The sequence below is a fragment of the Enterobacter cloacae complex sp. FDA-CDC-AR_0132 genome (genome assembly GCF_003010695.1).
GTDB classification, from domain to species: Bacteria; Pseudomonadota; Gammaproteobacteria; order Enterobacterales; family Enterobacteriaceae; genus Enterobacter; species Enterobacter ludwigii.
This window is the reverse complement of record NZ_CP027618.1, coordinates 1,608,037-1,632,555: the sequence shown is the minus strand read 5'-3', so window position 1 is coordinate 1,632,555 and position 24,519 is coordinate 1,608,037. Positions and strand designations below refer to the sequence as shown.

Annotated in this window: 23 protein-coding genes; 7 read left to right on the top strand and 16 right to left on the bottom strand. The window is 53.9% G+C overall.

What is annotated here, in order from left to right; all coding sequences use genetic code 11:
- Nucleotides 1-102: 102 nt before the first annotated feature.
- The 14 genes from glmU to asnC all read right to left on the bottom strand — a co-directional run bounded on the left by glmU (nt 103) and on the right by asnC (nt 13,265).
- On the bottom strand, nt 103-1,473 hold the full coding sequence (glmU, locus tag AM379_RS07975; RefSeq protein ID WP_032679280.1) for a bifunctional UDP-N-acetylglucosamine diphosphorylase/glucosamine-1-phosphate N-acetyltransferase GlmU: 1,371 nt from the start codon (nt 1,471-1,473) through the stop codon (nt 103-105).
- Nucleotides 1,474-1,778: 305 nt separating this feature from the next.
- Complete coding sequence (locus AM379_RS07970) at nt 1,779-2,198, bottom strand: F0F1 ATP synthase subunit epsilon (protein WP_006177560.1); 420 nt, start codon at nt 2,196-2,198, stop codon at nt 1,779-1,781.
- A 20-nt stretch (nt 2,199-2,218) separates the two neighbouring features.
- Nucleotides 2,219-3,601 (bottom strand): F0F1 ATP synthase subunit beta, encoded by a 1,383-nt coding sequence (gene atpD / locus AM379_RS07965; protein ID WP_006177559.1) that lies wholly within the window; start codon nt 3,599-3,601, stop codon nt 2,219-2,221.
- A gap of 31 nt (nt 3,602-3,632) precedes the next feature.
- Entirely contained in the window at nt 3,633-4,496 is an 864-nt protein-coding gene (gene atpG, locus AM379_RS07960; RefSeq protein WP_020882764.1) for a F0F1 ATP synthase subunit gamma, read from the bottom strand.
- A gap of 51 nt (nt 4,497-4,547) precedes the next feature.
- Nucleotides 4,548-6,089, bottom strand: a complete 1,542-nt coding sequence (gene atpA, locus AM379_RS07955; RefSeq protein ID WP_006808751.1) for a F0F1 ATP synthase subunit alpha — start codon at nt 6,087-6,089, stop codon at nt 4,548-4,550.
- A gap of 12 nt (nt 6,090-6,101) precedes the next feature.
- Nucleotides 6,102-6,635 carry a F0F1 ATP synthase subunit delta gene (atpH, locus tag AM379_RS07950; RefSeq protein ID WP_014172281.1) on the bottom strand — a complete coding sequence of 178 codons (534 nt, stop codon included), beginning with the start codon at nt 6,633-6,635 and terminating at the stop codon, nt 6,102-6,104.
- Between the two features lie 14 nt (nt 6,636-6,649).
- Entirely contained in the window at nt 6,650-7,120 is a 471-nt protein-coding gene (atpF, locus tag AM379_RS07945) for a F0F1 ATP synthase subunit B (RefSeq protein ID WP_003862370.1), read from the bottom strand.
- A 48-nt stretch (nt 7,121-7,168) separates the two neighbouring features.
- A complete protein-coding gene (atpE, locus tag AM379_RS07940) occupies nt 7,169-7,408 on the bottom strand; it encodes a F0F1 ATP synthase subunit C (protein WP_000429386.1) in 240 nt (79 codons plus the stop codon).
- 49 nt (nt 7,409-7,457) lie between these two features.
- Entirely contained in the window at nt 7,458-8,273 is an 816-nt protein-coding gene (gene atpB, locus AM379_RS07935; RefSeq protein ID WP_014172280.1) for a F0F1 ATP synthase subunit A, read from the bottom strand.
- An 8-nt stretch (nt 8,274-8,281) separates the two neighbouring features.
- A complete protein-coding gene (gene atpI / locus AM379_RS07930) occupies nt 8,282-8,662 on the bottom strand; it encodes a F0F1 ATP synthase subunit I (RefSeq protein WP_008500194.1) in 381 nt (126 codons plus the stop codon).
- 616 nt (nt 8,663-9,278) lie between these two features.
- Nucleotides 9,279-9,902: a 16S rRNA (guanine(527)-N(7))-methyltransferase RsmG gene (gene rsmG, locus AM379_RS07925; protein ID WP_032679279.1), complete on the bottom strand. Its 624-nt coding sequence runs from the start codon at nt 9,900-9,902 to the stop codon at nt 9,279-9,281.
- A 100-nt stretch (nt 9,903-10,002) separates the two neighbouring features.
- Nucleotides 10,003-11,892, bottom strand: coding sequence for a tRNA uridine-5-carboxymethylaminomethyl(34) synthesis enzyme MnmG (gene mnmG / locus AM379_RS07920; RefSeq protein WP_032679278.1), 1,890 nt, complete (start codon nt 11,890-11,892; stop codon nt 10,003-10,005).
- A 374-nt stretch (nt 11,893-12,266) separates the two neighbouring features.
- Nucleotides 12,267-12,716, bottom strand: coding sequence for an FMN-binding protein MioC (gene mioC, locus AM379_RS07915; RefSeq protein ID WP_020882767.1), 450 nt, complete (start codon nt 12,714-12,716; stop codon nt 12,267-12,269).
- A gap of 90 nt (nt 12,717-12,806) precedes the next feature.
- On the bottom strand, nt 12,807-13,265 hold the full coding sequence (gene asnC, locus AM379_RS07910) for a transcriptional regulator AsnC (RefSeq protein WP_106503583.1): 459 nt from the start codon (nt 13,263-13,265) through the stop codon (nt 12,807-12,809).
- 151 nt (nt 13,266-13,416) lie between these two features.
- On the opposite strand from asnC, the gene asnA reads away from it, so the two are divergent.
- The gene (gene asnA, locus AM379_RS07905) at nt 13,417-14,409 is read left to right on the top strand and encodes an aspartate--ammonia ligase (protein ID WP_068795370.1); all 993 of its coding nucleotides are present in this window, start codon (nt 13,417-13,419) and stop codon (nt 14,407-14,409) included.
- On the opposite strand, the gene viaA is transcribed toward asnA, so the two are convergent.
- Both viaA and ravA read right to left on the bottom strand, forming a co-directional pair.
- A complete protein-coding gene (gene viaA, locus AM379_RS07900; RefSeq protein WP_106503582.1) occupies nt 14,410-15,861 on the bottom strand; it encodes an ATPase RavA stimulator ViaA in 1,452 nt (483 codons plus the stop codon).
- Nucleotides 15,855-17,351: an ATPase RavA gene (gene ravA / locus AM379_RS07895; protein ID WP_106503581.1), complete on the bottom strand. Its 1,497-nt coding sequence runs from the start codon at nt 17,349-17,351 to the stop codon at nt 15,855-15,857. The genes viaA and ravA overlap by 7 nt, the downstream gene beginning before the upstream one ends.
- 222 nt (nt 17,352-17,573) lie before the next feature.
- On the opposite strand from ravA, the gene kup reads away from it, so the two are divergent.
- From kup to rbsK, 6 genes are all read left to right on the top strand, one after another.
- Nucleotides 17,574-19,442, top strand: coding sequence for a low affinity potassium transporter Kup (gene kup / locus AM379_RS07890; protein WP_014172271.1), 1,869 nt, complete (start codon nt 17,574-17,576; stop codon nt 19,440-19,442).
- A 216-nt stretch (nt 19,443-19,658) separates the two neighbouring features.
- The gene (gene rbsD, locus AM379_RS07885; protein ID WP_020882770.1) at nt 19,659-20,078 is read left to right on the top strand and encodes a D-ribose pyranase; all 420 of its coding nucleotides are present in this window, start codon (nt 19,659-19,661) and stop codon (nt 20,076-20,078) included.
- Nucleotides 20,079-20,085: 7 nt separating this feature from the next.
- Nucleotides 20,086-21,591 (top strand): ribose ABC transporter ATP-binding protein RbsA, encoded by a 1,506-nt coding sequence (rbsA, locus tag AM379_RS07880; RefSeq protein WP_020882771.1) that lies wholly within the window; start codon nt 20,086-20,088, stop codon nt 21,589-21,591.
- A 4-nt stretch (nt 21,592-21,595) separates the two neighbouring features.
- Nucleotides 21,596-22,561, top strand: a complete 966-nt coding sequence (gene rbsC, locus AM379_RS07875; RefSeq protein ID WP_020882772.1) for a ribose ABC transporter permease — start codon at nt 21,596-21,598, stop codon at nt 22,559-22,561.
- A 27-nt stretch (nt 22,562-22,588) separates the two neighbouring features.
- Entirely contained in the window at nt 22,589-23,479 is an 891-nt protein-coding gene (rbsB, locus tag AM379_RS07870; RefSeq protein WP_014172267.1) for a ribose ABC transporter substrate-binding protein RbsB, read from the top strand.
- A gap of 107 nt (nt 23,480-23,586) precedes the next feature.
- Nucleotides 23,587-24,516 (top strand): ribokinase, encoded by a 930-nt coding sequence (gene rbsK, locus AM379_RS07865; protein WP_020882773.1) that lies wholly within the window; start codon nt 23,587-23,589, stop codon nt 24,514-24,516.
- Nucleotides 24,517-24,519: the final 3 nt, after the last annotated feature.

The window sequence follows — 24,519 nt, the reverse complement described above, 5'->3', positions numbered from 1 at the left end:
TATGTTATCCCCTCACCCCATCCCTCTCCCCAGAGGGGCGAGGGCGAAAAACACCGCACCGAACGAGCGCTCTCCTCGCGGGAGAGAGCAGGGTGCAGGTCGTTACTTTTTCTTCACCGGGCGTTTCCAGCCCTGCTTGTGAACCTGCGGCACGCGGCTCAGCACCAGCTCATTGTCGGCAACATCGCGCGTCACGGTCGTCCCGGCGGCAATGGTTACCCCGTTCCCGACCGTCACCGGTGCCACCAGTTGTGTATCAGAACCGACAAACACATCATCACCGATGATGGTTTTAAACTTGTTGGCACCGTCATAGTTGCAGGTGATTGTTCCTGCACCAATGTTCACGTTATCGCCAATCTCTGCATCGCCCAGGTAGGTTAAATGGCCGGCTTTGGAACCTTTGCCCAGACGCGCTTTTTTCATCTCAACGAAGTTGCCAACATGGGCGCCTTCGAGCAATTCAGCGCCAGGGCGCAGGCGTGCGAACGGCCCAATGGTGCATGCCGCGTCCAGATGTGCATCTTCAACCACGCTGTACGGGCTAATGTCGCAGTCGTCACCGATGACGCTGTTTTTGATAACACAACCGGCACCAATTTTGACGCGGTGGCCAAGCGTGACGTTGCCTTCAAGGATAACGTTAGTATCGATTTCAACGTCGCGCCCGTGAGATAAGGTCCCGCGCAGATCGAAACGCGCCGGGTCGCGCAGCATAACGCCTGCCAGGAGCAGTTTTTCAGCCTGTTCGGACTGATAAACGCGTTCCAGGCGGGAAAGCTGAAGGCGGTTATTCACCCCTTCGGTTTCGCTAATCCGTGCCGGATGAACCGCCGCAATCTCACGCCCTTCCTGATAGGCCATAGCGATGATGTCGGTGATGTAGTACTCACCCTGCGCATTATTGTTGTTGAGCTTCGACAGCCAGCGCTTCAGGTCCGCGCCATTGGCAATCAGGATACCGGTGTTGATCTCCTGAATCTGACGCTGTGCGTCGCTGGCATCTTTATGCTCAACGATACCCGTTACGTTACCGTTTTCGCGGGTAATGCGGCCATAGCCGGTCGGATCGTCAAGCACGACGGTTAACAACCCGATACCACCCTGCGGTTTAGCTTCACGCAGGCGGGCAAGGGTGTCGACAGAGATCAGCGGGACGTCGCCGTAAAGCATCAGAATATCTTCGTCATCCGCAAAGAACGGGGCGGCCTGCTGCATGGCGTGTCCGGTCCCCAACTGTTCTGCCTGAAGCACCCAGTTGAGTTTGTCATCGTTCAGCGTCTTTTTAAGCAGATCGCCGCCGTGACCATAGACCAGATGGACCTGACGAGCACCCAGTTCATTAGCGGCATCAATGACATGCTGCACCATCGGCTTTCCTGCCAGCGTGTGCAGTACCTTTGGAAGATCGGAATACATGCGGGTACCTTTACCGGCGGCAAGGATGACCACGCTCATTGTATTGTTCAACATACGCGTCCTGACTGTAATTTGAGTAAGAAGTTAAACCCGTTGACGTTGAAAATTCTACATATTTTGCGTCATAAAATGGAATGGCGGTAAAACGTTCAACATCAGCCAATAATGGCTATTTGAGGCGATTTTTAGGGGCAGAGTAAACCCCTTTTTCTCTGGAAAATAGCCTTCTCGCGATAAGTCGCTAGCACACACAATAGCTTAGCTATTCTTTTGGATCATGAATAAAGATCGGTGTGATACGAAACCATAAAAAAAGCCAGCCTGGAAACCAGACTGGCTTTGTGCTTTTCAAGCCGGTGTTACATCGCTTTTTTGGTCAACTCGATAACGCGCAGTTTCGCGATCGCTTTGGCCAGCTCCGCAGACGCCTGAGCGTAATCCACGTCACCATGAGAGCTGCTAATGTGCTCTTCAGCCTTACGCTTCGATTCCAGGGCTCGTGCTTCGTCGAGATCCTGGCCACGAATAGCGGTATCGGCCAGAACGGTCACGCTGCCAGGCTGCACTTCAAGAATGCCGCCGGACAGATAGATAAACTCTTCATGACCGAACTGTTTAACGATGCGGATCATACCAGGCTTAATGGCGGTGAGCAGCGGTGCGTGACCCGGGAAAATACCCAGTTCACCTTCACTACCCGTTACCTGGATTTTCTCGACCAGACCAGAGAACATTTGTTGCTCTGCGCTGACGACGTCCAGGTGGTAAGTCATTGCCATATCACCCTCCGATTAAGGCGTTAAAGTTTTTTGGCTTTTTCCACGGCTTCGTCGATGGAACCAACCATGTAGAACGCCTGCTCCGGCAGGTGATCGTATTCGCCTTCCATGATGCCTTTAAAGCCACGGATGGTGTCTTTCAGGGAAACGTATTTACCCGGAGAACCGGTGAATACTTCCGCAACGAAGAACGGCTGGGACAGGAAGCGCTGGATCTTACGCGCACGTGCTACCACCAGTTTGTCTTCTTCAGACAGCTCATCCATACCCAGGATGGCGATGATGTCTTTCAGTTCCTGGTAACGCTGCAGCAGGGACTGTACGCCACGCGCGGTGTCGTAGTGTTCCTGACCCACAACCAGTGGATCCAGCTGACGGCTGGTGGAGTCCAGCGGGTCAACGGCCGGGTAAATACCCAGAGACGCGATCTGACGGCTCAGTACCACGGTTGCGTCAAGGTGCGCAAAGGTGGTGGCTGGGGATGGGTCAGTCAAGTCATCCGCAGGTACGTATACCGCCTGAACGGAGGTGATAGAACCGGTTTTGGTAGAGGTGATACGTTCCTGAAGAACACCCATCTCTTCCGCCAGCGTCGGCTGATAACCTACCGCTGAAGGCATACGACCCAGCAGTGCAGATACTTCAGTACCGGCCAGGGTGTAACGATAGATGTTATCAACGAACAGCAGAACGTCACGGCCTTCGTCACGGAACTTCTCAGCCATAGTCAGGCCAGTCAGCGCAACGCGCAGACGGTTTCCTGGTGGCTCGTTCATCTGGCCGTAAACCAGGGATACTTTGTCCAGAACGTTGGAGTCGGTCATTTCGTGGTAGAAGTCGTTACCCTCACGAGTACGTTCACCTACGCCCGCAAATACGGAGTAACCGGAGTGCTCGATCGCGATGTTACGGATCAGCTCCATCATGTTTACGGTTTTACCTACACCCGCACCACCGAACAGACCAACTTTACCGCCCTTCGCAAACGGACACATCAGGTCGATAACTTTGATGCCGGTTTCCAGCAGTTCCTGAGAGCTGGACAGCTCTTCGTAGGAAGGTGCTGCGCGGTGGATAGCCCAACGCTCTTCTTCACCGATGTCGCCTTTCATGTCGATTGGTTGACCCAATACGTTCATGATACGACCCAGTGTTGCTTTACCTACCGGGACTTCGATCGGGTGCTCAAGGTCTTTAACTTCCAGACCACGACGCAGACCGTCGGAAGAACCCATCGCGATGGTACGCACGATACCGCCGCCGAGCTGCTGCTGAACTTCCAGCACCAGGCTCTCGTTACCATTCTGTACCTCAAGCGCGTCGTACACGCGTGGTACGGCGTCCTGAGGGAACTCGACGTCCACCACGGCGCCGATTACCTGGACAATCTTTCCAGTAGCCATCTTGAATCCTCTACGTAATTCGTAAACCTGGTTAAACCGCGGCGGCCCCCGAGACGATCTCGGTGAGTTCCTGAGTAATGCTGGCCTGACGAGCTTTGTTGTAAACCAACTGCAGCTCTTTAATCAGGCTGCCGCCATTATCGGTCGCGGCTTTCATCGCCACCATTCGTGCGGCCTGCTCGCTGGCCAGGTTTTCTACAACGCCCTGATAAACCTGAGATTCAACGTAACGACGCAGCAGGGTATCCAACAGCGGTTTCGGATCGGGTTCATACAGGTAATCCCAGGATTTTTGCTTCAGCTCGTCATCTTCTGATGCCGGTAAAGGCAGCATCTGAGTGAGCGTTGGAACCTGAGACATGGTGTTAATAAATTTGTTGCTGACAACGTACAGTCTGTCCAGACGGCCTTCATCGTAAGCCTGCAACATCACTTTAACCGGGCCGATCAGCTCGGACAGGGAAGGGTTATCACCCATACCCGTCACCTGAGCGACAATGTTGCCACCAACGGAGTTAAAGAAAGAGACGCCTTTAGAGCCGATCATTGCGATATCGCACTGAACGCCTTTTTCAGACCATGCTTTCATATCCGCCAGCAGTTTTTTGAACAGGTTAATGTTCAAGCCGCCACACAGACCACGGTCGGTCGACACCACCAGGTAGCCCACGCGCTTAACGTCGCGTTCTTCCAGGTAAGGGTGCTTATATTCCAGATTACCGTTTGCAAGGTGACCAATCACTTTGCGCATGGTTTCTGCATAAGGACGGCTGGCCGCCATGCGATCCTGCGATTTACGCATTTTGGAAGCGGCGACCATCTCCATCGCTTTAGTGATCTTTTGCGTGTTCTGGACGCTTGCGATCTTACTACGTATCTCTTTTGCGCCGGCCATGAGCTTCTCCTCAATGCCAGGCGGCTTGTCCTGAGACAAGCCGCCGGACGATTACCAGGATTGGGTTGCTTTGAAGGAATCGAGGATAGCTTTCAGCTTGCCTTCGATTTCGTCGTTATAGCCACCGGTCTGGTTGATCTCTTGCATCAGCGGAGCGTGATCACGGTCGACGTAAGCCAGCAGAGCGGCTTCGAAGCTACCGATTTTCGCCAGTTCCACATCTTCGAGGTAACCGCGTTCAGCCGCGAACAGAACCAGGCCCTGCTGAGCAACAGACATTGGTGCGTACTGTTTTTGCTTCAGCAGCTCGGTCACTTTCTGACCGTGGCTCAGCTGTTTACGGGTTGCTTCGTCCAGATCGGATGCGAACTGAGAGAACGCAGCCAGTTCACGATACTGTGCCAGCGCGGTACGAATACCACCGGACAGTTTCTTGATGATCTTGGTCTGAGCAGCACCACCCACACGGGATACGGAGATACCCGGGTTAACTGCCGGACGAATACCGGAGTTAAACAGGTTGGTTTCCAGGAAGATCTGACCATCGGTAATGGAGATTACGTTGGTCGGAACGAACGCAGAAACGTCACCCGCCTGGGTTTCAATGATTGGCAGCGCGGTCAGAGAGCCGGTTTTACCCTTCACTTCACCTTTGGTGAAGTTCTCGACATATTCCGCGTTAACGCGGGAAGCACGCTCCAGCAGACGAGAGTGGAGGTAGAATACGTCGCCAGGGAACGCTTCACGTCCAGGTGGACGACGGAGCAGCAGGGAAACCTGACGATATGCAACGGCCTGTTTAGACAGGTCATCGTATACGATCAGCGCATCTTCACCGCGGTCACGGAAGTATTCGCCCATTGCGCAACCGGCGTATGGTGCCAGGTATTGCAGTGCAGCAGATTCAGAAGCGGTCGCCACAACAACGATGGTGTTAGACAGCGCGCCGTGCTCTTCCAGTTTACGAACCACGTTAGAAATGGTGGACGCTTTCTGGCCGATAGCCACGTACACACATTTGATGCCGGAGTCACGCTGGTTGATGATGGCGTCGATAGCCATCGCGGTTTTACCGGTCTGACGGTCACCGATGATCAGTTCACGCTGGCCACGACCGATTGGAATCATGGCATCAACGGACTTATAACCAGTCTGCACTGGCTGATCAACGGACTGACGGTCGATAACGCCTGGTGCGATAACTTCGATTGGGGAGAAGCCATCGTGCTCAACCGGACCTTTACCGTCGATTGGTGCACCCAGGGTGTTAACAACGCGACCCAGCAGGCCACGGCCAACCGGCACTTCCAGAATACGGCCAGTACACTTAACCTTCATGCCTTCGGCGAGGTCAGCGTATGGACCCATCACAACTGCACCTACGGAGTCGCGCTCCAGGTTCAGTGCGATAGCGTAACGGTTACCCGGCAGGGAAATCATCTCACCCTGCATACAATCGGCCAGGCCGTGGATGCGGATAACACCGTCACTTACAGAAACAATAGTACCTTCGTTGTGAGCTTCGCTCACAACACTGAACTGAGCAATGCGCTGCTTGATCAGTTCGCTGATTTCGGTGGAATTCAGTTGCATGCTCCAGTCCCCTTAAGACTGCAAGACGTCTGCAAGGCGTTCAAGACGGCCGCGTACGCTGCCATCAATGACCATATCACCCGAACGGATGATTACGCCTGCCATTACAGACTTATCGATTTTGCAATTCAGCTTAACTTTGCGTGACAGACGTTTTTCCATCGCGGCGGTAATTTTCGCAAGCTGTTCATCACTCAGTTCAGTCGCAGAAGTCACTTCGACTTCAGCGGTAGCTTCACTAAGGGCACGTAAGTGCTCAAACTGCTCGAGAACATCCGGGAGCACACGGAGACGACCATTTTCTGCCATTACCTTAATCAGGTTCTGACCATTGGCATCCAGTTGCTCTCCGCACACGGCGATAAACGACGCGGCGAGAGTTTCAGGCGCTAACGCACCAGAAAGCAACTCGGCCATTTGTTCGTTTTTCGTCACCTCAGCGGCAAACGCCAGCATATCCTGCCAGCGATCGACATTTTGGTGTTCGACAGCAAAGTCAAAAGCTGCTTTGGCGTAGGGGCGAGCTACCGTAACAAATTCAGACATCAGCCCCTCCCTCCTTACAGTTCAGCGACAAGTTTGTCCACGATGTCGCTGTTAGCAGCTTCATCCACGGAACGTTCGATGATCTTCTCGGCGCCAGCAACAGCCAGAATCGCAACCTGCTTACGCAGTTCTTCGCGAGCACGTTTACGCTCAGCTTCAATTTCAGCCTGAGCTTGTGTCACGATCTTAGTACGTTCCTGTTCTGCTTCAGCTTTGGCTTCGTCCAGGATCTGCGAACGGCGTTTGTTAGCCTGTTCGATGATAACCTGAGCTTCCGCTTTCGCTTTTTTCAGCTGGTCTGTCGCGTTGGCCTGTGCAAGGTCCAAATCTTTCTTAGCGCGTTCTGCAGAAGCCAGACCGTCAGCAATTTCTTTCTGACGTTTTTCGATGGCAGCCATTAAAGGCGGCCATACATACTTCATGCAGAACCAGACAAAGAGAATAAACGCGATGGCCTGGCCGAGGATTGTTGCGTTCATGTTCACAGCACAATACCTCTTTAATATCTGTGGCTTAGGGTTTTAAAACTACTACTACGCGACAGCAAACATCACGTACAGACCCAGACCTACAGCGATCATTGGGATAGCATCCACCAGACCCATAACGATAAAGAACTGAGTACGCAGCAGAGGAATCAGATCAGGTTGACGCGCTGCGCCTTCCAGGAATTTGCCCCCGAGGATGCCGATACCGATCGCAGCACCGATAGCCGCCAGACCCATCATCACAGCGGCAGCCATGTACAGCAGATCCATATTCAGGTTTTCCATGACAGTCTCCAGTTTGTTTCAATTAAAACGTAGTAGTGTTGGTAAAAAATCAGTGCTCTTCAGACGCCATCGACAGATAGACGATCGTCAGAACCATGAAGATAAAGGCTTGCAGCGTAATGATCAGGATGTGGAAAATGGCCCAAGGCACATTCAGAATCCACTGTGACCACCACGGCAGAAGACCCGCGATCAGAATGAAAATCAGCTCACCCGCATACATGTTGCCGAACAGTCGCAGACCCAGTGAAACAGGTTTGGACAGCAGGCTAACGCCTTCCAGGATCAGGTTGACCGGAATAAACGCCCAGTGGTTGAACGGCTGCAAGGTAAGCTCTTTCACGAAGCCGCTTACGCCTTTCATTTTGATGCTGTAGAAAAGAATCAGGATAAACACGCCCAGCGCCATCGACAGGGTGATGTTCACGTCAGCGGACGGCACCACGCGCAGTGCTGGCAGACCGAGGACATGTTCGCCAATCCACGGCAGGAAATCGATTGGCAGCAGGTCCATCAGGTTCATCAGGAACACCCAAACGAACACGGTCAGGGCCAGCGGAGCAATCAGCTTGCTCTTACCATGGTACATGTCTTTGACGCTGCCATGGACGAAGCCGATGATCATTTCGATGAACGTCTGGAATTTCCCTGGAACACCGCTGGTCGCTCTTTTCGCAACACCGCGGAACATGGCCAGGAACAGAAGACCCAAAACGACCGAGAAGAACATGGAGTCGATGTTGATCGTCCAGAAGGTGGCCGGGGGGTTATGCGGATCCACCAGCGAGAATGTACGCAGGTCCAGCTGAAGGTTATTCAGATGGTGACCTATGTAATCCTGCGGCGTCATATTTTCTGAAGCCATGATGCCTTTTACCCTTTGTTGTTGATTACAGCTGGAGCCAGAACTTGTACCACCAGCACCAAAACCCACGTTGCTATCAGCGGCATGAATACCACTTTCAAAACCGCCAGCGCCATCACCAGTAGAGCAAAGGTCAGCAACACCTTACACACTTCACCGAGAGCGAAGGACCAGGCCACACGGCCTTTGGCGGGTGTATGCGCCTGATGACGCCAGGCAAAAATCATAAACAATACGTTTGGCAGAACAACCGCCAAACCCCCGCACACGGCGGAGATGCCCCAGAAGGGGTCTTTGAGGCTAAACAGCAATCCACTTGCTATCACAGCCAGAAACTGAATGAACAGAAGCTTACGAGCAACGTTTCTACTCAAGAGCGACACAGACATCACGTTTTTACTCCTGCTCCCTTCGAGGTATGCCGCGTGTCGTATAAAACGTCCTTTAAGGCTCAGAGTCAAGCATCAAAAAGCGGTCAAATTATACGGTGCGCACCCGTGATTTCAAACATTAAGTAGCGAAAAGGTGAATAAATGTTTAAATATTTTTCCCCGCCGCTATTTTTTAACTTTTCCTGAAAGCCACGACCTTCGACCAAAACTGCAAACAGCGCGAAAACGTTGGCTACAAAGCGTGCACGAGATCACAAAATACACATTTGCGATAAGGGTGTATTTATCAAAGACGCAAATCGGTTTATTTCATCTTTATGAAATTAAAGACAAATTATCGTAACTATTTTCAAAACAGCCCGGTATACAATAAAAACCTTTTATTGACATTCTTAATAAATATTTAACATTCGATTCTGGTTGCCGTATTCCACTTTTAGCAGGCTGATATTTTCGATGTTGACTATCTTCATGCTGAACAATGGCTGTTACGTTAACCGTTAGAAAAACCTTAGTAACACAGAGGTTAAACTCTCTTCGGTAAAACCCGAGAATTTGTGCTGTTATTTAACATGGTCAGAACAGCACGAATTCCACAATTTTTATTAAATATTTAAAAATTGTTTGGCTTAATTATCACCAGATGGCGTTCACCCTCAAGCTGAGGAATGTTTAATTTCTCAACGGATTCGACAGCAAAACCTTCCGGAAGCTGTTCAATTTCATCGCCCGGCAACTGCCCTTTCAGGGCATAAAAGCGGCCATCTTGTGCAGGCAAGTGCTTACACCAGCTCACCATATCATTGAGCGACGCAAACGCGCGGCTGATAACACCGTCAAACGGCGGCTCCGCGGGGAACGCCTCTACCCTGCTCTGTACAGGGGCGATGTTCTCCAGTTTCAGCTCATGCTGGACCTGACGTAAAAAACGGACGCGTTTGCCAAGGCTGTCTAGCAGCGTGAAATGGCTCTCAGGGCGGACAATCGACAGCGGGATCCCCGGCAGGCCAGGACCTGTGCCCACATCGATAAAGCGCTCCCCTTTAAGATACGGCGCAACCACGATGCTATCGAGGATATGACGAACCAGCATCTCGTTGGGGTCGCGAACAGACGTCAGGTTGTACGCTTTATTCCATTTGTTCAGCATATCGACATAGGCCACCAGCTGAGTTTTCTGGTGATCGGTGAGCGAAATACCTGCCTGTTCCAGCAGACGAGAGAGTTTATTGAGCACAGTGGGTACCTGTTTAGACATAAATTGCCCGGTGGCGCTTACCGGGCCTACGAATTAGCAGGGCGGGTAGCGAAGCGCCACCCGCCAAAAGCACTGGATATTATGCGCTACGGCGCAGCATACCTTGCTTTTTCAGCCACACCAGCAGAATCGAAATCGCGGCAGGTGTGACACCGGAGATACGGGATGCCTGACCGATCGACACAGGCTTGTGATCGTTCAGCTTGGCGATCACTTCATTGGAAAGCCCCGTCACCTGACGGTAGTCCAGCATTTCCGGCAGCAGCGTATTTTCGTTGCGCTGCTGTTTTTCAATCTCATCCTGCTGACGCGCGATGTAACCTTCGTATTTGACCTGGATCTCAACCTGTTCAGCCGCTTCAGCGTCTTCAAGGCCAGGCGCGAACGCGGTCAGTTTCACCAGGTTCTCGTAGGTCACTTCAGGGCGACGCAGCAAGTCTTCGCCGCTGGCTTCGCGCGAAAGCGGCGCAGTTAAGTGAGCATTCACTTCTGCAGCGGTTTCCGCCTGTGGATTCACCCAGGTGGTTTTCAGACGCTGACGTTCCTGCTCAATGCGTTCCAGTTTTTCGTTATAGCGCGCCCAACGTTCGTCATCCACCAGACCCAGTTCACGACCCACTTCGGTCAGACGCAGGTCGGCGTTATCTTCGCGCAGCATCAGGCGATATTCCGCTCGAGAGGTAAACATACGGTACGGTTCTTTGGTACCCAGGGTGCAAAGATCGTCGACCAGCACGCCCAGATAAGCCTGAGAACGCGCAGGTGCCCAGCCCTCTTTCTCCGCAGAGAAGCGTGCTGCGTTCAGACCGGCAAGCAGACCCTGAGCGGCAGCTTCTTCGTAACCGGTCGTGCCGTTAATCTGGCCGGCGAAGAACAGACCGTGGATGAATTTGCTCTCCAGGGTTGGCTTCAGGTCACGCGGATCGAAGAAATCGTACTCAATAGCGTAGCCAGGACGAACGATTTTCGCGTTCTCCATACCCTGCATTGAGCGAACAATTTGCATCTGCACATCGAACGGCAGGCTGGTGGAGATGCCGTTCGGGTAAATTTCATTTGACGTCAGTCCTTCCGGCTCCAGGAAGATCTGGTGCTGGTTACGATCGGCAAAGCGCATCACTTTGTCTTCGATCGACGGACAGTAACGCGGGCCGATCCCTTCGATCACGCCAGCGTACATTGGGCTGCGGTCAAGGTTATTGCGGATCACATCATGGGTTTTTTCGTTGGTATGCGTGATGTAGCACGGTACCTGCTGCGGATGTTGAGCCGCATTGCCCATGAACGAGAACACCGGCATGGGGTTATCGCCGTGCTGTTGTGCCAGCACGCTGAAATCAATGGTGCGCGCATCAATACGCGGTGGCGTGCCTGTTTTCAGGCGACTGACGCGCAGCGGAAGTTCACGCAGACGACGAGACAGCGGAATGGACGGCGGATCGCCAGCACGGCCACCGCTGTAGTTATCCAGACCGATATGGATTTTGCCATCCAGGAAGGTCCCGACAGTCAGTACGACGGCTTTCGCGCGGAACTTGAGGCCCATCTGGGTTACGGCACCCACAACGCGATCGTTTTCAACGATAAGATCTTCTACCGCCTGCTGGAAGATCATCAGGTTTGGCTGATTCTCCAGGGCAGTACGTACCGCCTGACGGTAAAGCACGCGGTCTGCCTGAGCACGGGTGGCGCGCACAGCGGGACCTTTGCTCGCGTTTAGTATCCTAAACTGGATGCCGGCATGATCGATCGCTTTCGCCATCAGGCCGCCAAGTGCATCCACTTCTTTTACCAGGTGTCCTTTCCCAATGCCGCCAATCGCCGGATTACAGGACATTTGTCCCAGCGTGTCGATATTGTGTGTCAAAAGCAGGGTCTGCTGACCCATTCGCGCTGCGGCCATTGCGGCCTCAGTGCCTGCATGACCCCCGCCAATGATGATGACGTCAAAAGGATCCTGATAAAACATGGTGGTCTGCCTCGCGTAAAGCGGTATGAAAATGGATTGAAGCCCGGGCCGTGGATTCTACTCAACTTTAGTCTTTCGAGAAAGCATTGGGATCCTGGGCTATTAAAAAGAAGATCTTTTTATTTAGAGATCTGTTCTATTGTGATCTCTTATTAGGATCGAGTACCTCTGTGGATAAGCCCGATCTCACGATGAAGATCATGCAGTTAGAAAGGATCGTTTGCTGTGAATGATCGGTGATCCTGGCCAGTATAAGCTGGGATCAGATCGCGACTTTATACACAGGGCCAAAACGGCCTCAGAGTTATAACTTGGATAACTACCGCTTAATACGAGCTTTTAACCAGAGTTATCCACATCTGTTCGCGCGATCTTTAATCGTTTTTGAGTAAATTTTTCCATTCACCCAGCCAGATCTCCGCTGGATCTTCCGGAATGTCATGATCGAGGATGTTGATCTTCAGTGTTTCACCCAGCTGTTTTGCCCCACAGGCAGTCACAGCGGCTTCGACTTTCTCTATTGCACCGCAAAAGGTGTCATATTCACGACTGCCGATACCCACCGCGCCAAAACGGACGTTTGACAGGTCAGGCTGCTGTTCCAGCAGTTCGTCATATAAAGGTTGCAGATTATCCGGCAGATCGCCTGCGCCGTGCGTCGAGGTGATCAGTAGCCAGACCCCATCAGTCGGGAGATCGTCAAGCAACGGGCCGTGCAGTGTTTCGGTGGAAAAGCCCGCGTCTTCCAGCTTCTCAGCCAGATGTTCCGCAACGTATTCCGCGCCGCCCAGGGTGCTGCCACTGATAAGGGTAATGTCTGCCATTGATCGCTCGCTCAAATAAAGAGGGGCTCATTGTACGCTGTGAACGAGCTGGGATCTACCTGTGGAAAATGTGGGAATGAATTTGCCCGATCAGGGGCGGATGGTACGCATGATCGGGTTCTGCAGGGAGATCAATGTTTCAGTGGACTGAATTTCATCAATTGTTTGGATCTTGTTGATAAGTACCTGCTGGAGGGCATCAATGGAGCGGCACATCACCTTTATAAAGATACTGTAGTGCCCGGTGGTGTAGTAGGCCTCCGTGACTTCTTCAAGCGCGTTGAGCTTCGCCAGGGCTGACGGATAGTCTTTGGCGCTTTTGAGAATAATGCCAATAAAGCAGCAGACGTCATAACCCAGCTGCTTAGGGCTGACGTCGATACGTGCGCCGGTAATGATCCCCGCCTGTTTCATCTTTTCCACGCGAACGTGGATTGTGCCCGGACTGACGCCAAACTGTTTCGCCAGTTCCGCGTAGGCAGTACGTGCATTGGCCATTAAGGCCTCCAGGACGCCGCGGTCCAGATTATCGATCTGATAATTTTCCATAGCTTTTTCTTATGAACATTAATGAATCTCTCTATTCTAGCGCCTTATTTTAATGAATCAAAAGTGAAGAGGGCTTTTTGTTGATGGGTTATTGAATAACAGGCCATTTCTGTTGCTTAATCTCTATCAACAGGACGCAGGAGTATAAATAATGAAAACCGCTTACATCGCAAAACAACGCCAGATCAGCTTCGTTAAATCCCATTTTTCACGTCAGCTGGAAGACAAGCTTGGTCTGATCGAAGTCCAGGCGCCCATTCTCAGCCGCGTGGGTGACGGGACGCAGGACAACCTTTCTGGATGCGAAAAAGCGGTACAGGTGAAAGTGAAAACACTGCCAGACGCCCAGTTCGAAGTGGTGCATTCCCTTGCGAAGTGGAAACGTCAAACCCTGGGACAACACGACTTCAGCGCGGGCGAAGGGCTTTACACGCACATGAAAGCCCTTCGCCCCGATGAAGACCGTCTTACGCCAATGCACTCCGTCTACGTCGATCAATGGGACTGGGAGCGTGTCATGGGCGATGGCGAGCGTCACGTCGGTACGCTGAAATCCACCGTAGAGGCGATCTACGCCGGGATCAAAGCGACCGAAGCGGCAGTGAGCAAAGAGTTTGGTCTGGCACCGTTCCTGCCGGAATCGATCCACTTTGTCCACAGTCAGGAACTGCTGAGCCGTTATCCCGATCTGGATGCCAAAGGCCGTGAGCGTGCGATCGCCAAAGAATTGGGTGCTGTGTTCCTGATCGGGATTGGCGGCAAATTGTCTGACGGTAAACGCCATGATGTGCGTGCGCCGGATTATGATGACTGGAGCACGACGGGTGAGGGCGAACTCGCCGGTCTGAACGGCGATATTCTGGTCTGGAACCCGGTGTTGGAAGATGCGTTCGAGCTCTCTTCAATGGGGATCCGCGTGGATGCTGACGCCCTGAAGCGTCAGCTGGCACTGACCGGGGATGAAGATCGCCTCACGCTGGAGTGGCACCAGGCGCTGCTGCGCGGAGAGATGCCGCAGACCATTGGCGGTGGTATTGGCCAGTCCCGTCTGACCATGCTGCTGTTGCAGCTGCCTCATATTGGTCAGGTGCAGTGCGGTGTCTGGCCACAACAGGTACGCGATCGCGTTGAATCTCTTCTGTAATTAGCGCTGCCAGCGTCTTAGCAGGCGGCTACGTAACCCGGTATCAAAGCGCCAGATATGATCGAAGATGCGCATGATGCCGGGCTTTCCATGGGCAGACATCGCCACAGCATGGAAACGGTGCTGATGCACTCGCTGTAGCTCCTTCACTTTATTCACCACGTCATCCGGTAGCCGCTGGGCAATAAAATCGGAGATGACCACGGCGTCAGCGTCATACCAGTCTCCGCCCTGCATCCGCTCAACGATGCTTCGAAAACAGCTGGCCAGATCGGTACCGCCACGAAAGCGCTGGCTTAAAAAGCGGATCGCCTGCTCAATACCCTGCTGATGGGTCAGTTCATACCCCACAACTTCGCTGGAAAAGAGCATGATGAAGCAGCGACGTCGATCGGCGAGCGCCACGCGCATCAGAGCCAGGCAGAACGCTTTCGCGCACTGTTCGTTAAACCCTCCCATCGAGCCGGACGTATCCACGCACACAATAAAGGGCCCGCGCGGTTGCTCGTCAAAATCCTGATGGATGACCGGGCGCTGGCTGAGCTTTTCACGCCAGGCTTCGCCATGCAACCGGTAGGTCAGAAGCTGTTTTTCCACCAGCCGGCGATAAAACTCGTACTCAAGCTCAGTCATCCCCAGCGTACTCAGCTCCGTGGGCAGCAGGCGCAAAATATCGTCGCTTTGCTGGAGCCCATCCACCTGCTCAGGCACGGTGGCCGGTTCACGGACCAGGGTGCGGAAGGTCTCCATTGGGGCATCTTTCTTTGGGACCGATTTGGCCTCCCGTGAGCGACCCAGCTGTTCGGCAAGCTTCATCAGCTCTGGCTGCTGTGCCAGAAAATCGCCGTACTTGACGATGAGCTGGTAATCTCCGCGCCGCAGCTGACCGGCGCTCATATCCCAAAGACGCCCGGCGGCGTTTTCATTTTCCACCAGCACCTGCTCCAGCTGACCGCTTAAGGTCATGCGTTCCTGCACTTCGCTAAGCAGCTGTTCACGCTCCTCATCCAGCAACTGCTGGTTCAACGTTGTGGCCTGCACAACCAGGCTGAGGCGCCAGCGTTGTAAAAAGAGGGTGTGTAGCGCGGGGGTAAACGTGGCGTTATCCGTGACCAGCGCTCGCGCCTGGCTGGCAAACGGAGAGTGTACCGTGTCGAGTAACGTCAGGGTTTGCGGGAGCTGGGCGATAAACTGTGCTGTAGAGAGCCGCTGGCAGTGCTGATAGCAGGCCACCTCGTCAGTTAATTCAGGGGGGACTTCGGTCTCTTTAAACCGCTGACGCAGGTTTTCGCGCCAGCGCGGGAGATCGTCGGTCATCGCCTTTTTGAGCCGCGGGAATTTTTCAAAAAAAGCCGCCAGTTGCGGGGAGGCCAAAAGGGTGATGACCACCTCTTCGATCAACCCCTCTTCGCTGACGGCCAGCATGACGTTAAGCGTATCCAGCGTTAGCATTGACGAGCCTGTTTGATCTGCGCGCTGACATCCTGCAGGCTGGCTTCGATGCGACCTAACCAGTCGCTATGAATAAAGAGGCATTTTTGCTGCTCGCTGAAGCGCGTATGTTGCTGGTGCCATTCCGTATCCAGCGCTTCAAGCTGGTGTTTAATCTCTTCCGGCACGCTGTCAGAGGCGGTTCCCGGAAGCGCAAGACGTGATCCCTGCAGGCTGACGTCGCGGATCACCAGATGCTGGCTGCTGTCCACTTCCAGCGTCAGCGGCTGGGCAAAACCGATGCCGTTGAGTTTGCCGCGGATCTCCCCGCCCTTATCAAGCCACTGAGCCAGTGGCTCTCGCTCCACGGTGATATGGACCACCTGCATGTCATGAAGCTTAAGGGGCTGCTGAAGCAGGAGCGTCAGCGTTGTACTGGTCAGTTCGGACGGCAGCTCATAATGCGCTTTGCGGGCGAACATGCCGCCAAGGCGGTTTACTTTCAGCGCTGTTTTGTCGCTTTGTTGTTGCTGCAGCTGAATGCGCCGTTGGGCAATCGCCCCGAGCTGGTTGAGCATCGACTGCTGGCCCCAGGCGTGTCCGGTCATCAATACGTCAAGCTGCTGCTGCATCAGGTTCATGCCTTCCGCGTCGTGCCAGAGACAATCTTTTAAAAGGATCAGATCGATTGGCGCAACGGCATCGCGGCCACTGAACAGGGCGCTGGCCTGCAGCAGGCGGATCGCTTTTTTCCAGCGACGATCGGAGACATACGGCGCAGAAGGCAGTAAATCGAGCTGCTGGCGCAGCAGATAGATCAGCTCAAACACCGAATCCGGCAGTGTGATTTTGCCGATATCCTCCTGCCACTGGTAATACTCCTCATCCGTGACCTGCAGCGAAGCGGGGACCGGGTTTTCATTCTCATCCTGCTGGCTGATCAGCATTGAGCGGAAGTTGGATTTATCCTGCACTTTGTCGAGCCACAGGCGGATCAGCATGCGGTCATACAGCGCTTCAAGGCTGCTGTCGGCTTCCGGGAGTTCGTTAGAAGCCGCCACCAGCAGGCGCATCGGGATTTTCTCTTCGCTGGCACCGTTGCGGAATCGGCGTTCGTTTATCGCCGTGAGCAGGGTGTTCAGAATAGCCGGCCCCGCTTTCCAGATCTCATCAAGAAAAACAATTTCCGCTTCCGGAAGATACCCCTCAGTCAGGCGCTGATAGCGCCCCTCATCTTTTAGCGCCTGAATGGAAAGCGGGCCGAAAACTTCTTCTGGGGTGGAAAAGCGGGTCATCAGGTATTCGAAAGCGCGGGCGTTCTGAAAGGCAAATTTCAGCCGGCGGGCAATCAGGCTTTTGGCGATGCCCGGAGGACCAAGCAGAAAGACGCTTTCACCGCTCAACGCCGCCAGTAAACAGAGGCGAATGGCGTGGCTACGCTCGAAAAGGCCTTTTTCCAGCGCGCCGCTGAGGCGGGAAATTCTTTCTGCTATTAAATGTGAGTGAGCCATAATAGTTTTGCATCCTTTCGCCGTCGTGGCGGCCAATTGAAGCGAGTATAGACGTTTCAGTCAGGGCTGGTAATAGACTGAAGTGCGGCGCTATTTTCTTTGCGCTACATTAATGCGGTTGCATTTAGGGGTACGATTTTGCATTGAATCGTGCATACTGTGCGCTTTTTGTGGGCCAAGGGACTAAGCACACATTTGTTATTTAAACGAAAAGACTAGTCTATGAGCACTGATAATAAGCAATCATTACCCGCAATAACGCTTGCGGCGATCGGGGTTGTCTACGGTGATATCGGCACCAGCCCGCTTTATACGCTTCGTGAATGTCTGTCCGGTCAGTTTGGTTTTGGTGTTGAGCGCGATGCCGTCTTTGGCTTCCTGTCCCTCATCTTCTGGCTGCTGATCCTGGTGGTTTCAGTGAAATACCTCTCCTTCGTTATGCGTGCAGATAACGCCGGTGAAGGGGGGATCCTGACTCTGATGTCCCTTGCCGGGCGGAATACCTCCGCCAGAATGACGTCGGTGCTGGTCATTATCGGCCTGATTGGCGGCAGCTTCTTCTATGGGGAAGTCGTCATTACGCCCGCGATTTCGGTTCTCTCGGCGATAGAGGGGCTGGAGATTATCGCGCCACAGCTTGATTCATGGGTTGTTCCGCTGGCGATCCTTGTTCTGACGCTGCTGTTCATCATCCAGAAGCACGGCACCGGGCTGGTGGGCAAGCTGTTCGCTCCGATTATGCTGGCCTGGTTCCTGGTCCTGGCGGCACTCGGTTTACGCAGCATTATTGCTAACCCGGATGTGCTGCATGCGCTGAACCCTTACTGGGCCGTGCATTTCTTCCTGGAATACAAAGTGGTTTCCTTCGTTGCGCTCGGTGCCGTCGTGCTCTCTATCACCGGTGTTGAGGCGCTGTATGCCGATATGGGGCACTTCGGGAAACTGCCTATCCGCGTGGCGTGGTTTTTAGTGGTCCTGCCGTCGCTGGTGCTGAACTATTTCGGTCAGGGTGCGCTGCTGTTGCAAAACCCGGAGGCGATTAAGAACCCATTCTTCCTGCTGGCTCCGGACTGGGCGCTGGTGCCCATGCTGATTCTGGCGACGCTGGCGACCGTTATTGCCTCGCAGGCGGTAATTTCAGGCGTGTTCTCTCTGACGCGTCAGGCCGTGCGTCTGGGGTATCTCTCGCCTATGCGCATTATCCATACCTCCGAGATGGAGTCGGGCCAGATTTACATTCCGTTCATCAACTGGCTGCTCTATTTCGCCGTGGTGATTGTCATCGTCAGCTTCGAGCACTCCAGCAACCTGGCGGCGGCGTACGGTATTGCGGTAACCGGTACGATGGTACTGACCTCGCTGCTCTCCACCACGGTAGCGTACCGAAACTGGCACTGGAACAAATTCCTCGTGATGATGATTCTGGTCGGCTTCCTGTGCATTGACGTGCCGCTGTTCTCCGCCAACCTCGACAAGATTGTCTCCGGTGGCTGGCTGCCGCTGACGCTCGGTCTGGTGATGTTCATTGTCATGACCACGTGGAAAAGCGAACGTTTCCGCCTTCTGCGCCGTATGCATGAGCACGGTAACTCCCTGGAGGCTATGATTGCCTCGCTGGAGAAATCGCCGCCGGTACGCGTGCCGGGCACTGCGGTGTATATGTCGCGTGCGCTGAACGTTATCCCGTTTGCGCTGATGCATAACCTCAAGCACAACAAAGTGCTGCACGAGCGCGTGATCCTGCTGACCCTGCGCACCGAAGATGCCCCGTACGTCCACAATGTCCGCCGCGTGCAAATCGAGCAACTGTCGCCGACCTTCTGGCGCGTAGTGGCAAGCTACGGCTGGCGTGAGACACCAAACGTCGAAGAGGTGTTCCATCGCTGCGGTCTGGAAGGTCTGAGCTGTCGCATGATGGAGACCTCGTTCTTTATGTCCCACGAGTCGCTGATTATCGGCAAGCGCCCCTGGTATTTGCGTCTGCGCGGCAAGTTGTACCTTATCCTGCAGCGTAACGCCCTTCGCGCGCCTGACCAGTTTGAGATCCCGCCTAACCGTGTGATTGAGCTGGGAACGCAGGTCGAAATCTAGGTCCTCGTGTGGCCTGATGCCCTCTCCTGGATGGAGAGGGTGCAACCCTAAAAAAGCGGTAACCAAAGGGTTACCGTTTTTGCATTTATCGCCTTCTCATTTCACGTAGCGAAACGTTTCGACGCCGATCACAAATCTGTTATGTCATGGTGGTTTTCTGAACACCGTTAAGACTAAACTGATTTCAGCGAAACGTTTCGCTAGTGGAGCAAGAAAATGAAGAAAGGCACCGTTCTTAACGCAGAAATCTCATCGGTTATTTCCCGTCTTGGGCATACCGATACGCTGGTGGTTTGCGATGCAGGCTTACCGGTTCCACGCAGCACAACCCGTATTGATATGGCGTTAACGCAGGGCGTGCCCTCGTTTATGCAGGTACTGGACGTGGTGACGGCGGAGATGCAGGTTGAGGCGGCCATTCTCGCGACGGAAATTAAACACCATAATCCGCAACTCCACGAAACGTTGCTCAGCCACATTGAGCAACTGCAACAACACCAGGGAAACACCATAGAAATTCGTTACACAACGCACGAGCAATTCAAACAACAAACCGCAGACAGTCAGGCGGTGATTCGCAGCGGGGAGTGTTCCCCGTATGCGAATATCATTCTCTGTGCTGGCGTCACCTTCTGAGGCCATCATGGACGCATTACTGCAACTGAAAGGGATCGATAAAGCGTTCCCGGGCGTAAAAGCCCTCTCTGGCGCGGCACTGAACGTTTATCCCGGACGCGTAATGGCGCTGGTGGGCGAAAACGGGGCCGGCAAATCCACCATGATGAAAGTGCTGACCGGTATCTATCAACGCGATGCCGGCTCGCTGCTGTGGCTGGGTAAAGAGACCACGTTCAACGGCCCGAAATCTTCCCAGGATGCGGGGATCGGTATTATCCACCAGGAGCTGAACCTGATCCCGCAGCTCAGCATTGCGGAAAACATCTTCCTCGGACGCGAGTTCGTTAACCGGTTTGGCAAAATCGACTGGAAAACGATGTATGCCGAAGCGGACAAACTGCTGGCGAAGCTAAACCTGCGCTTCAAGAGCGACCGTCTGGTGGGCGACCTTTCCATTGGCGATCAGCAAATGGTTGAAATCGCGAAGGTGCTGAGCTTTGAGTCGAAGGTCATCATTATGGATGAACCGACGGACGCGCTGACCGACACCGAAACCGAATCTTTATTCCGCGTTATCCGCGAGCTGAAATCGCAGGGACGCGGGATTGTCTATATCTCTCACCGTATGAAAGAGATTTTCGAGATCTGCGACGACGTAACGGTCTTCCGCGACGGGCAATTCATTGCCGAGCGCGAAGTCGCCACGCTGACCGAAGATACCCTTATCGAAATGATGGTGGGACGTAAGCTCGAAGACCAGTATCCGCATCTGGACAAAGCACCGGGTGAGATCCGCCTTAAGGTGGATAACCTCTGTGGCCCGGGCGTGAACGATGTCACCTTTACCCTGCGCCAGGGGGAGATCCTTGGCGTGGCGGGGTTAATGGGGGCAGGCCGTACCGAGCTGATGAAAGTGCTCTATGGCGCACTGCCGCGTACCAGCGGTTATGTCACGCTCGACGGTCATGAGGTGGTGACTCGCTCTCCACAGGATGGCCTGGCAAACGGCATCGTCTATATCTCCGAAGACCGCAAGCGTGACGGCTTAGTGCTGGGGATGTCGGTAAAAGAGAACATGTCGCTTACTGCCCTGCGCTATTTCAGCCGCAGCGGTGGCAGCCTGAAGCACAAAGATGAACAGCAGGCGGTCAGCGATTTTATCCGTCTCTTCAACGTTAAAACGCCGTCGATGGAGCAGGCGATTGGCCTGTTGTCCGGTGGTAATCAGCAAAAAGTGGCCATTGCGCGCGGTCTGATGACGCGCCCGAAAGTGCTGATCCTTGATGAGCCAACCCGCGGCGTGGACGTGGGGGCCAAGAAAGAGATCTATCAGCTGATTAACCAGTTCAAGGCCGACGGCCTGAGCATCATTCTGGTCTCTTCCGAGATGCCAGAAGTATTAGGCATGAGCGATCGCATTATCGTCATGCATGAAGGGCATCTCGGTGGTGAATTCACTCGCGAGCAGGCCACCCAGGAAGTTCTGATGGCTGCCGCTGTGGGCAAGCTTAATCGCGTGAATCAGGAGTAAGAAGATGACTACCCAGGCTGTTTCTGGTCGCCGTTATTTCACAAAGGCATGGCTGCTGGAACAAAAATCGCTGATTGCCCTGCTGGTGTTGATCGCGATTGTTTCGACCATGAGCCCAAACTTTTTTACCGTTAATAACCTGTTCAATATTCTTCAGCAGACGTCGGTTAACGCCATTATGGCGGTAGGGATGACGCTGGTGATTTTGACATCGGGTATCGATCTGTCCGTCGGTTCCCTGCTGGCGCTCACCGGTGCGGTTGCGGCTTCAATTGTAGGGATTGAAGTCAACGCGCTGGTGGCCGTTGCAGCTGCGCTGGCACTTGGGGCGGCAATTGGTGCCGTGACCGGTGTGATTGTGGCGAAAGGCCGCGTTCAGGCGTTCATTGCGACGCTGGTCATGATGCTCCTGCTGCGCGGTGTCACCATGGTTTATACCAACGGCAGTCCGGTAAATACCGGCTTTACGGATAACGCCGATCTGTTTGGCTGGTTCGGTATTGGTCGTCCGCTGGGTATCCCGACGCCGGTCTGGATCATGGCTATCGTTTTCCTCGCGGCGTGGTACATGCTGCATCACACCCGTCTGGGTCGTTATATCTATGCGCTGGGCGGTAACGAAGCGGCAACGCGTCTGTCCGGGATCAGCGTCAATAAAGTCAAAATCATCGTCTATTCTCTGTGTGGTCTGCTGGCCTCTCTGGCAGGCATCATCGAAGTGGCGCGCCTCTCTTCAGCGCAGCCAACGGCGGGGACGGGGTATGAGCTGGATGCCATTGCGGCAGTCGTTCTGGGCGGTACGAGTCTTGCGGGCGGTAAAGGTCGCATTGTTGGGACATTGATCGGCGCACTGATCCTTGGTTTCCTGAATAATGGTTTGAATTTATTAGGTGTTTCCTCCTATTACCAGATGATCGTTAAAGCAGTGGTGATTTTGCTGGCGGTTCTGGTAGACAACAAAAAACAGTAACTGACGACACTACAGGACATCTTAGATATGAACATGAAAAAACTGGCTACCCTGGTTTCTGCTGTCGCGCTGAGCGCAACCGTAAGTGCTAACGCAATGGCGAAAGACACCATCGCGCTGGTTATCTCCACGCTGAACAACCCGTTCTTCGTCTCTCTGAAGGACGGAGCACAGAAAGAAGCTGACAAACTGGGCTACAACCTGGTGGTGCTGGACTCTCAGAACAACCCGGCGAAAGAGCTGGCAAACGTTCAGGACTTAACCGTACGTGGCACCAAAATCCTGCTGATCAACCCAACGGATTCTGACGCTGTGGGTAACGCCGTGAAGATGGCAAACCAGGCGAAGATCCCGGTCATCACCCTTGACCGTCAGGCGACGAAAGGCGACGTAGTCAGCCACATCGCTTCTGATAACGTACTGGGTGGCAAAATCGCGGGTGACTACATCGCGAAGAAAGCGGGTGAAGGCGCGAAAGTTATCGAACTGCAGGGTATTGCCGGTACGTCAGCGGCGCGTGAGCGTGGTGAAGGCTTCCAGCAGGCTGTTGCAGCGCACAAATTTAACGTACTGGCCAGCCAGCCTGCTGACTTCGACCGCACGAAAGGTCTGAACGTGATGCAGAACCTGCTGACCGCGCACCCTGACGTGCAGGCTGTGTTCGCACAGAACGACGAAATGGCGCTGGGCGCGCTGCGTGCTCTGCAGACCGCAGGTAAATCTGATGTGATGGTTGTCGGATTTGACGGCACGCCGGATGGTGAAAAAGCAGTAAAAGATGGCAAACTGGCGGCGACCATCGCTCAGCTGCCTGAGCAGATCGGCGCAACGGGCGTGCAGACTGCTGATAAAGTGCTGAAGGGCGAAAAAGTTCAGGCCAAATATCCTGTTGACCTGAAACTGGTCATCAAGCAGTAAAAGGCGAATCAGGCAGTTGCTGGCTGCCTGAGGGACACCCTATAAAGAAAAGTGTGGCATACGCCACCGGGTCACACCGGTGGCGCTCTCAGATGGACACCTCAACCATGAAAACCGCAGGCAATCTTGTCGTCCTTGGCAGTATCAATGCCGATCACATTCTTAACCTTGAATCGTTCCCGACACCGGGCGAAACCGTCACCGGTAATCAGTATCAGGTAGCGTTCGGCGGTAAGGGCGCCAACCAGGCCGTCGCCGCAGGACGCAGTGGGGCGAAGATCGCCTTTATTGCCTGCACGGGTGATGACGATACCGGTGAGCGCGTACGCAAACAGCTGGCCAGCGATAACATTGATATTGCGCCTGTCAGCGTTGTCGAAGGGGAGTCAACCGGCGTGGCGCTGATTTTCGTCAACGCGGAAGGTGAGAATGTCATCGGTATTCATGCGGGGGCTAACGCCGCGCTGACCACTGAGCGGGTGAACGCGCAGCGCGAGATCATCGCGAATGCCGAAGCGCTTCTGATGCAGCTGGAATCACCCGTTGAAAGCGTCCTGGCGGCCGCAGAGATAGCGCATCAAAATCATACCACTGTCGTACTCAATCCTGCGCCTGCGCGGGTATTATCAGACGAGCTGCTGGCGCTGGTGGATATCATTACCCCGAACGAAACTGAAGCGGAGAAACTGACAGGCGTTCGCGTTGAAAATGATGACGACGCCGCGCGGGCGGCGAAAGTGCTGCACGATAAAGGCATCGGCACCGTTATCATTACCCTTGGCAGTCGTGGAGTGTGGGCCAGCGTAAACGGGGAAGGCCGTCGCGTGCCGGGCTTTAAGGTTAAGGCGATTGATACCATCGCGGCGGGAGATACCTTTAACGGTGCATTGGTGACTGCGCTGCTGGAAGGCAAGAGAATGGATGATGCTATTCGCTTTGCCCATGCCGCCGCGGCGATTGCCGTAACGCGCAAAGGTGCCCAGCCTTCCGTTCCGTGGCGTAAAGAGATTGATGAATTCTTAAGTCAGCAGGGGTAACGC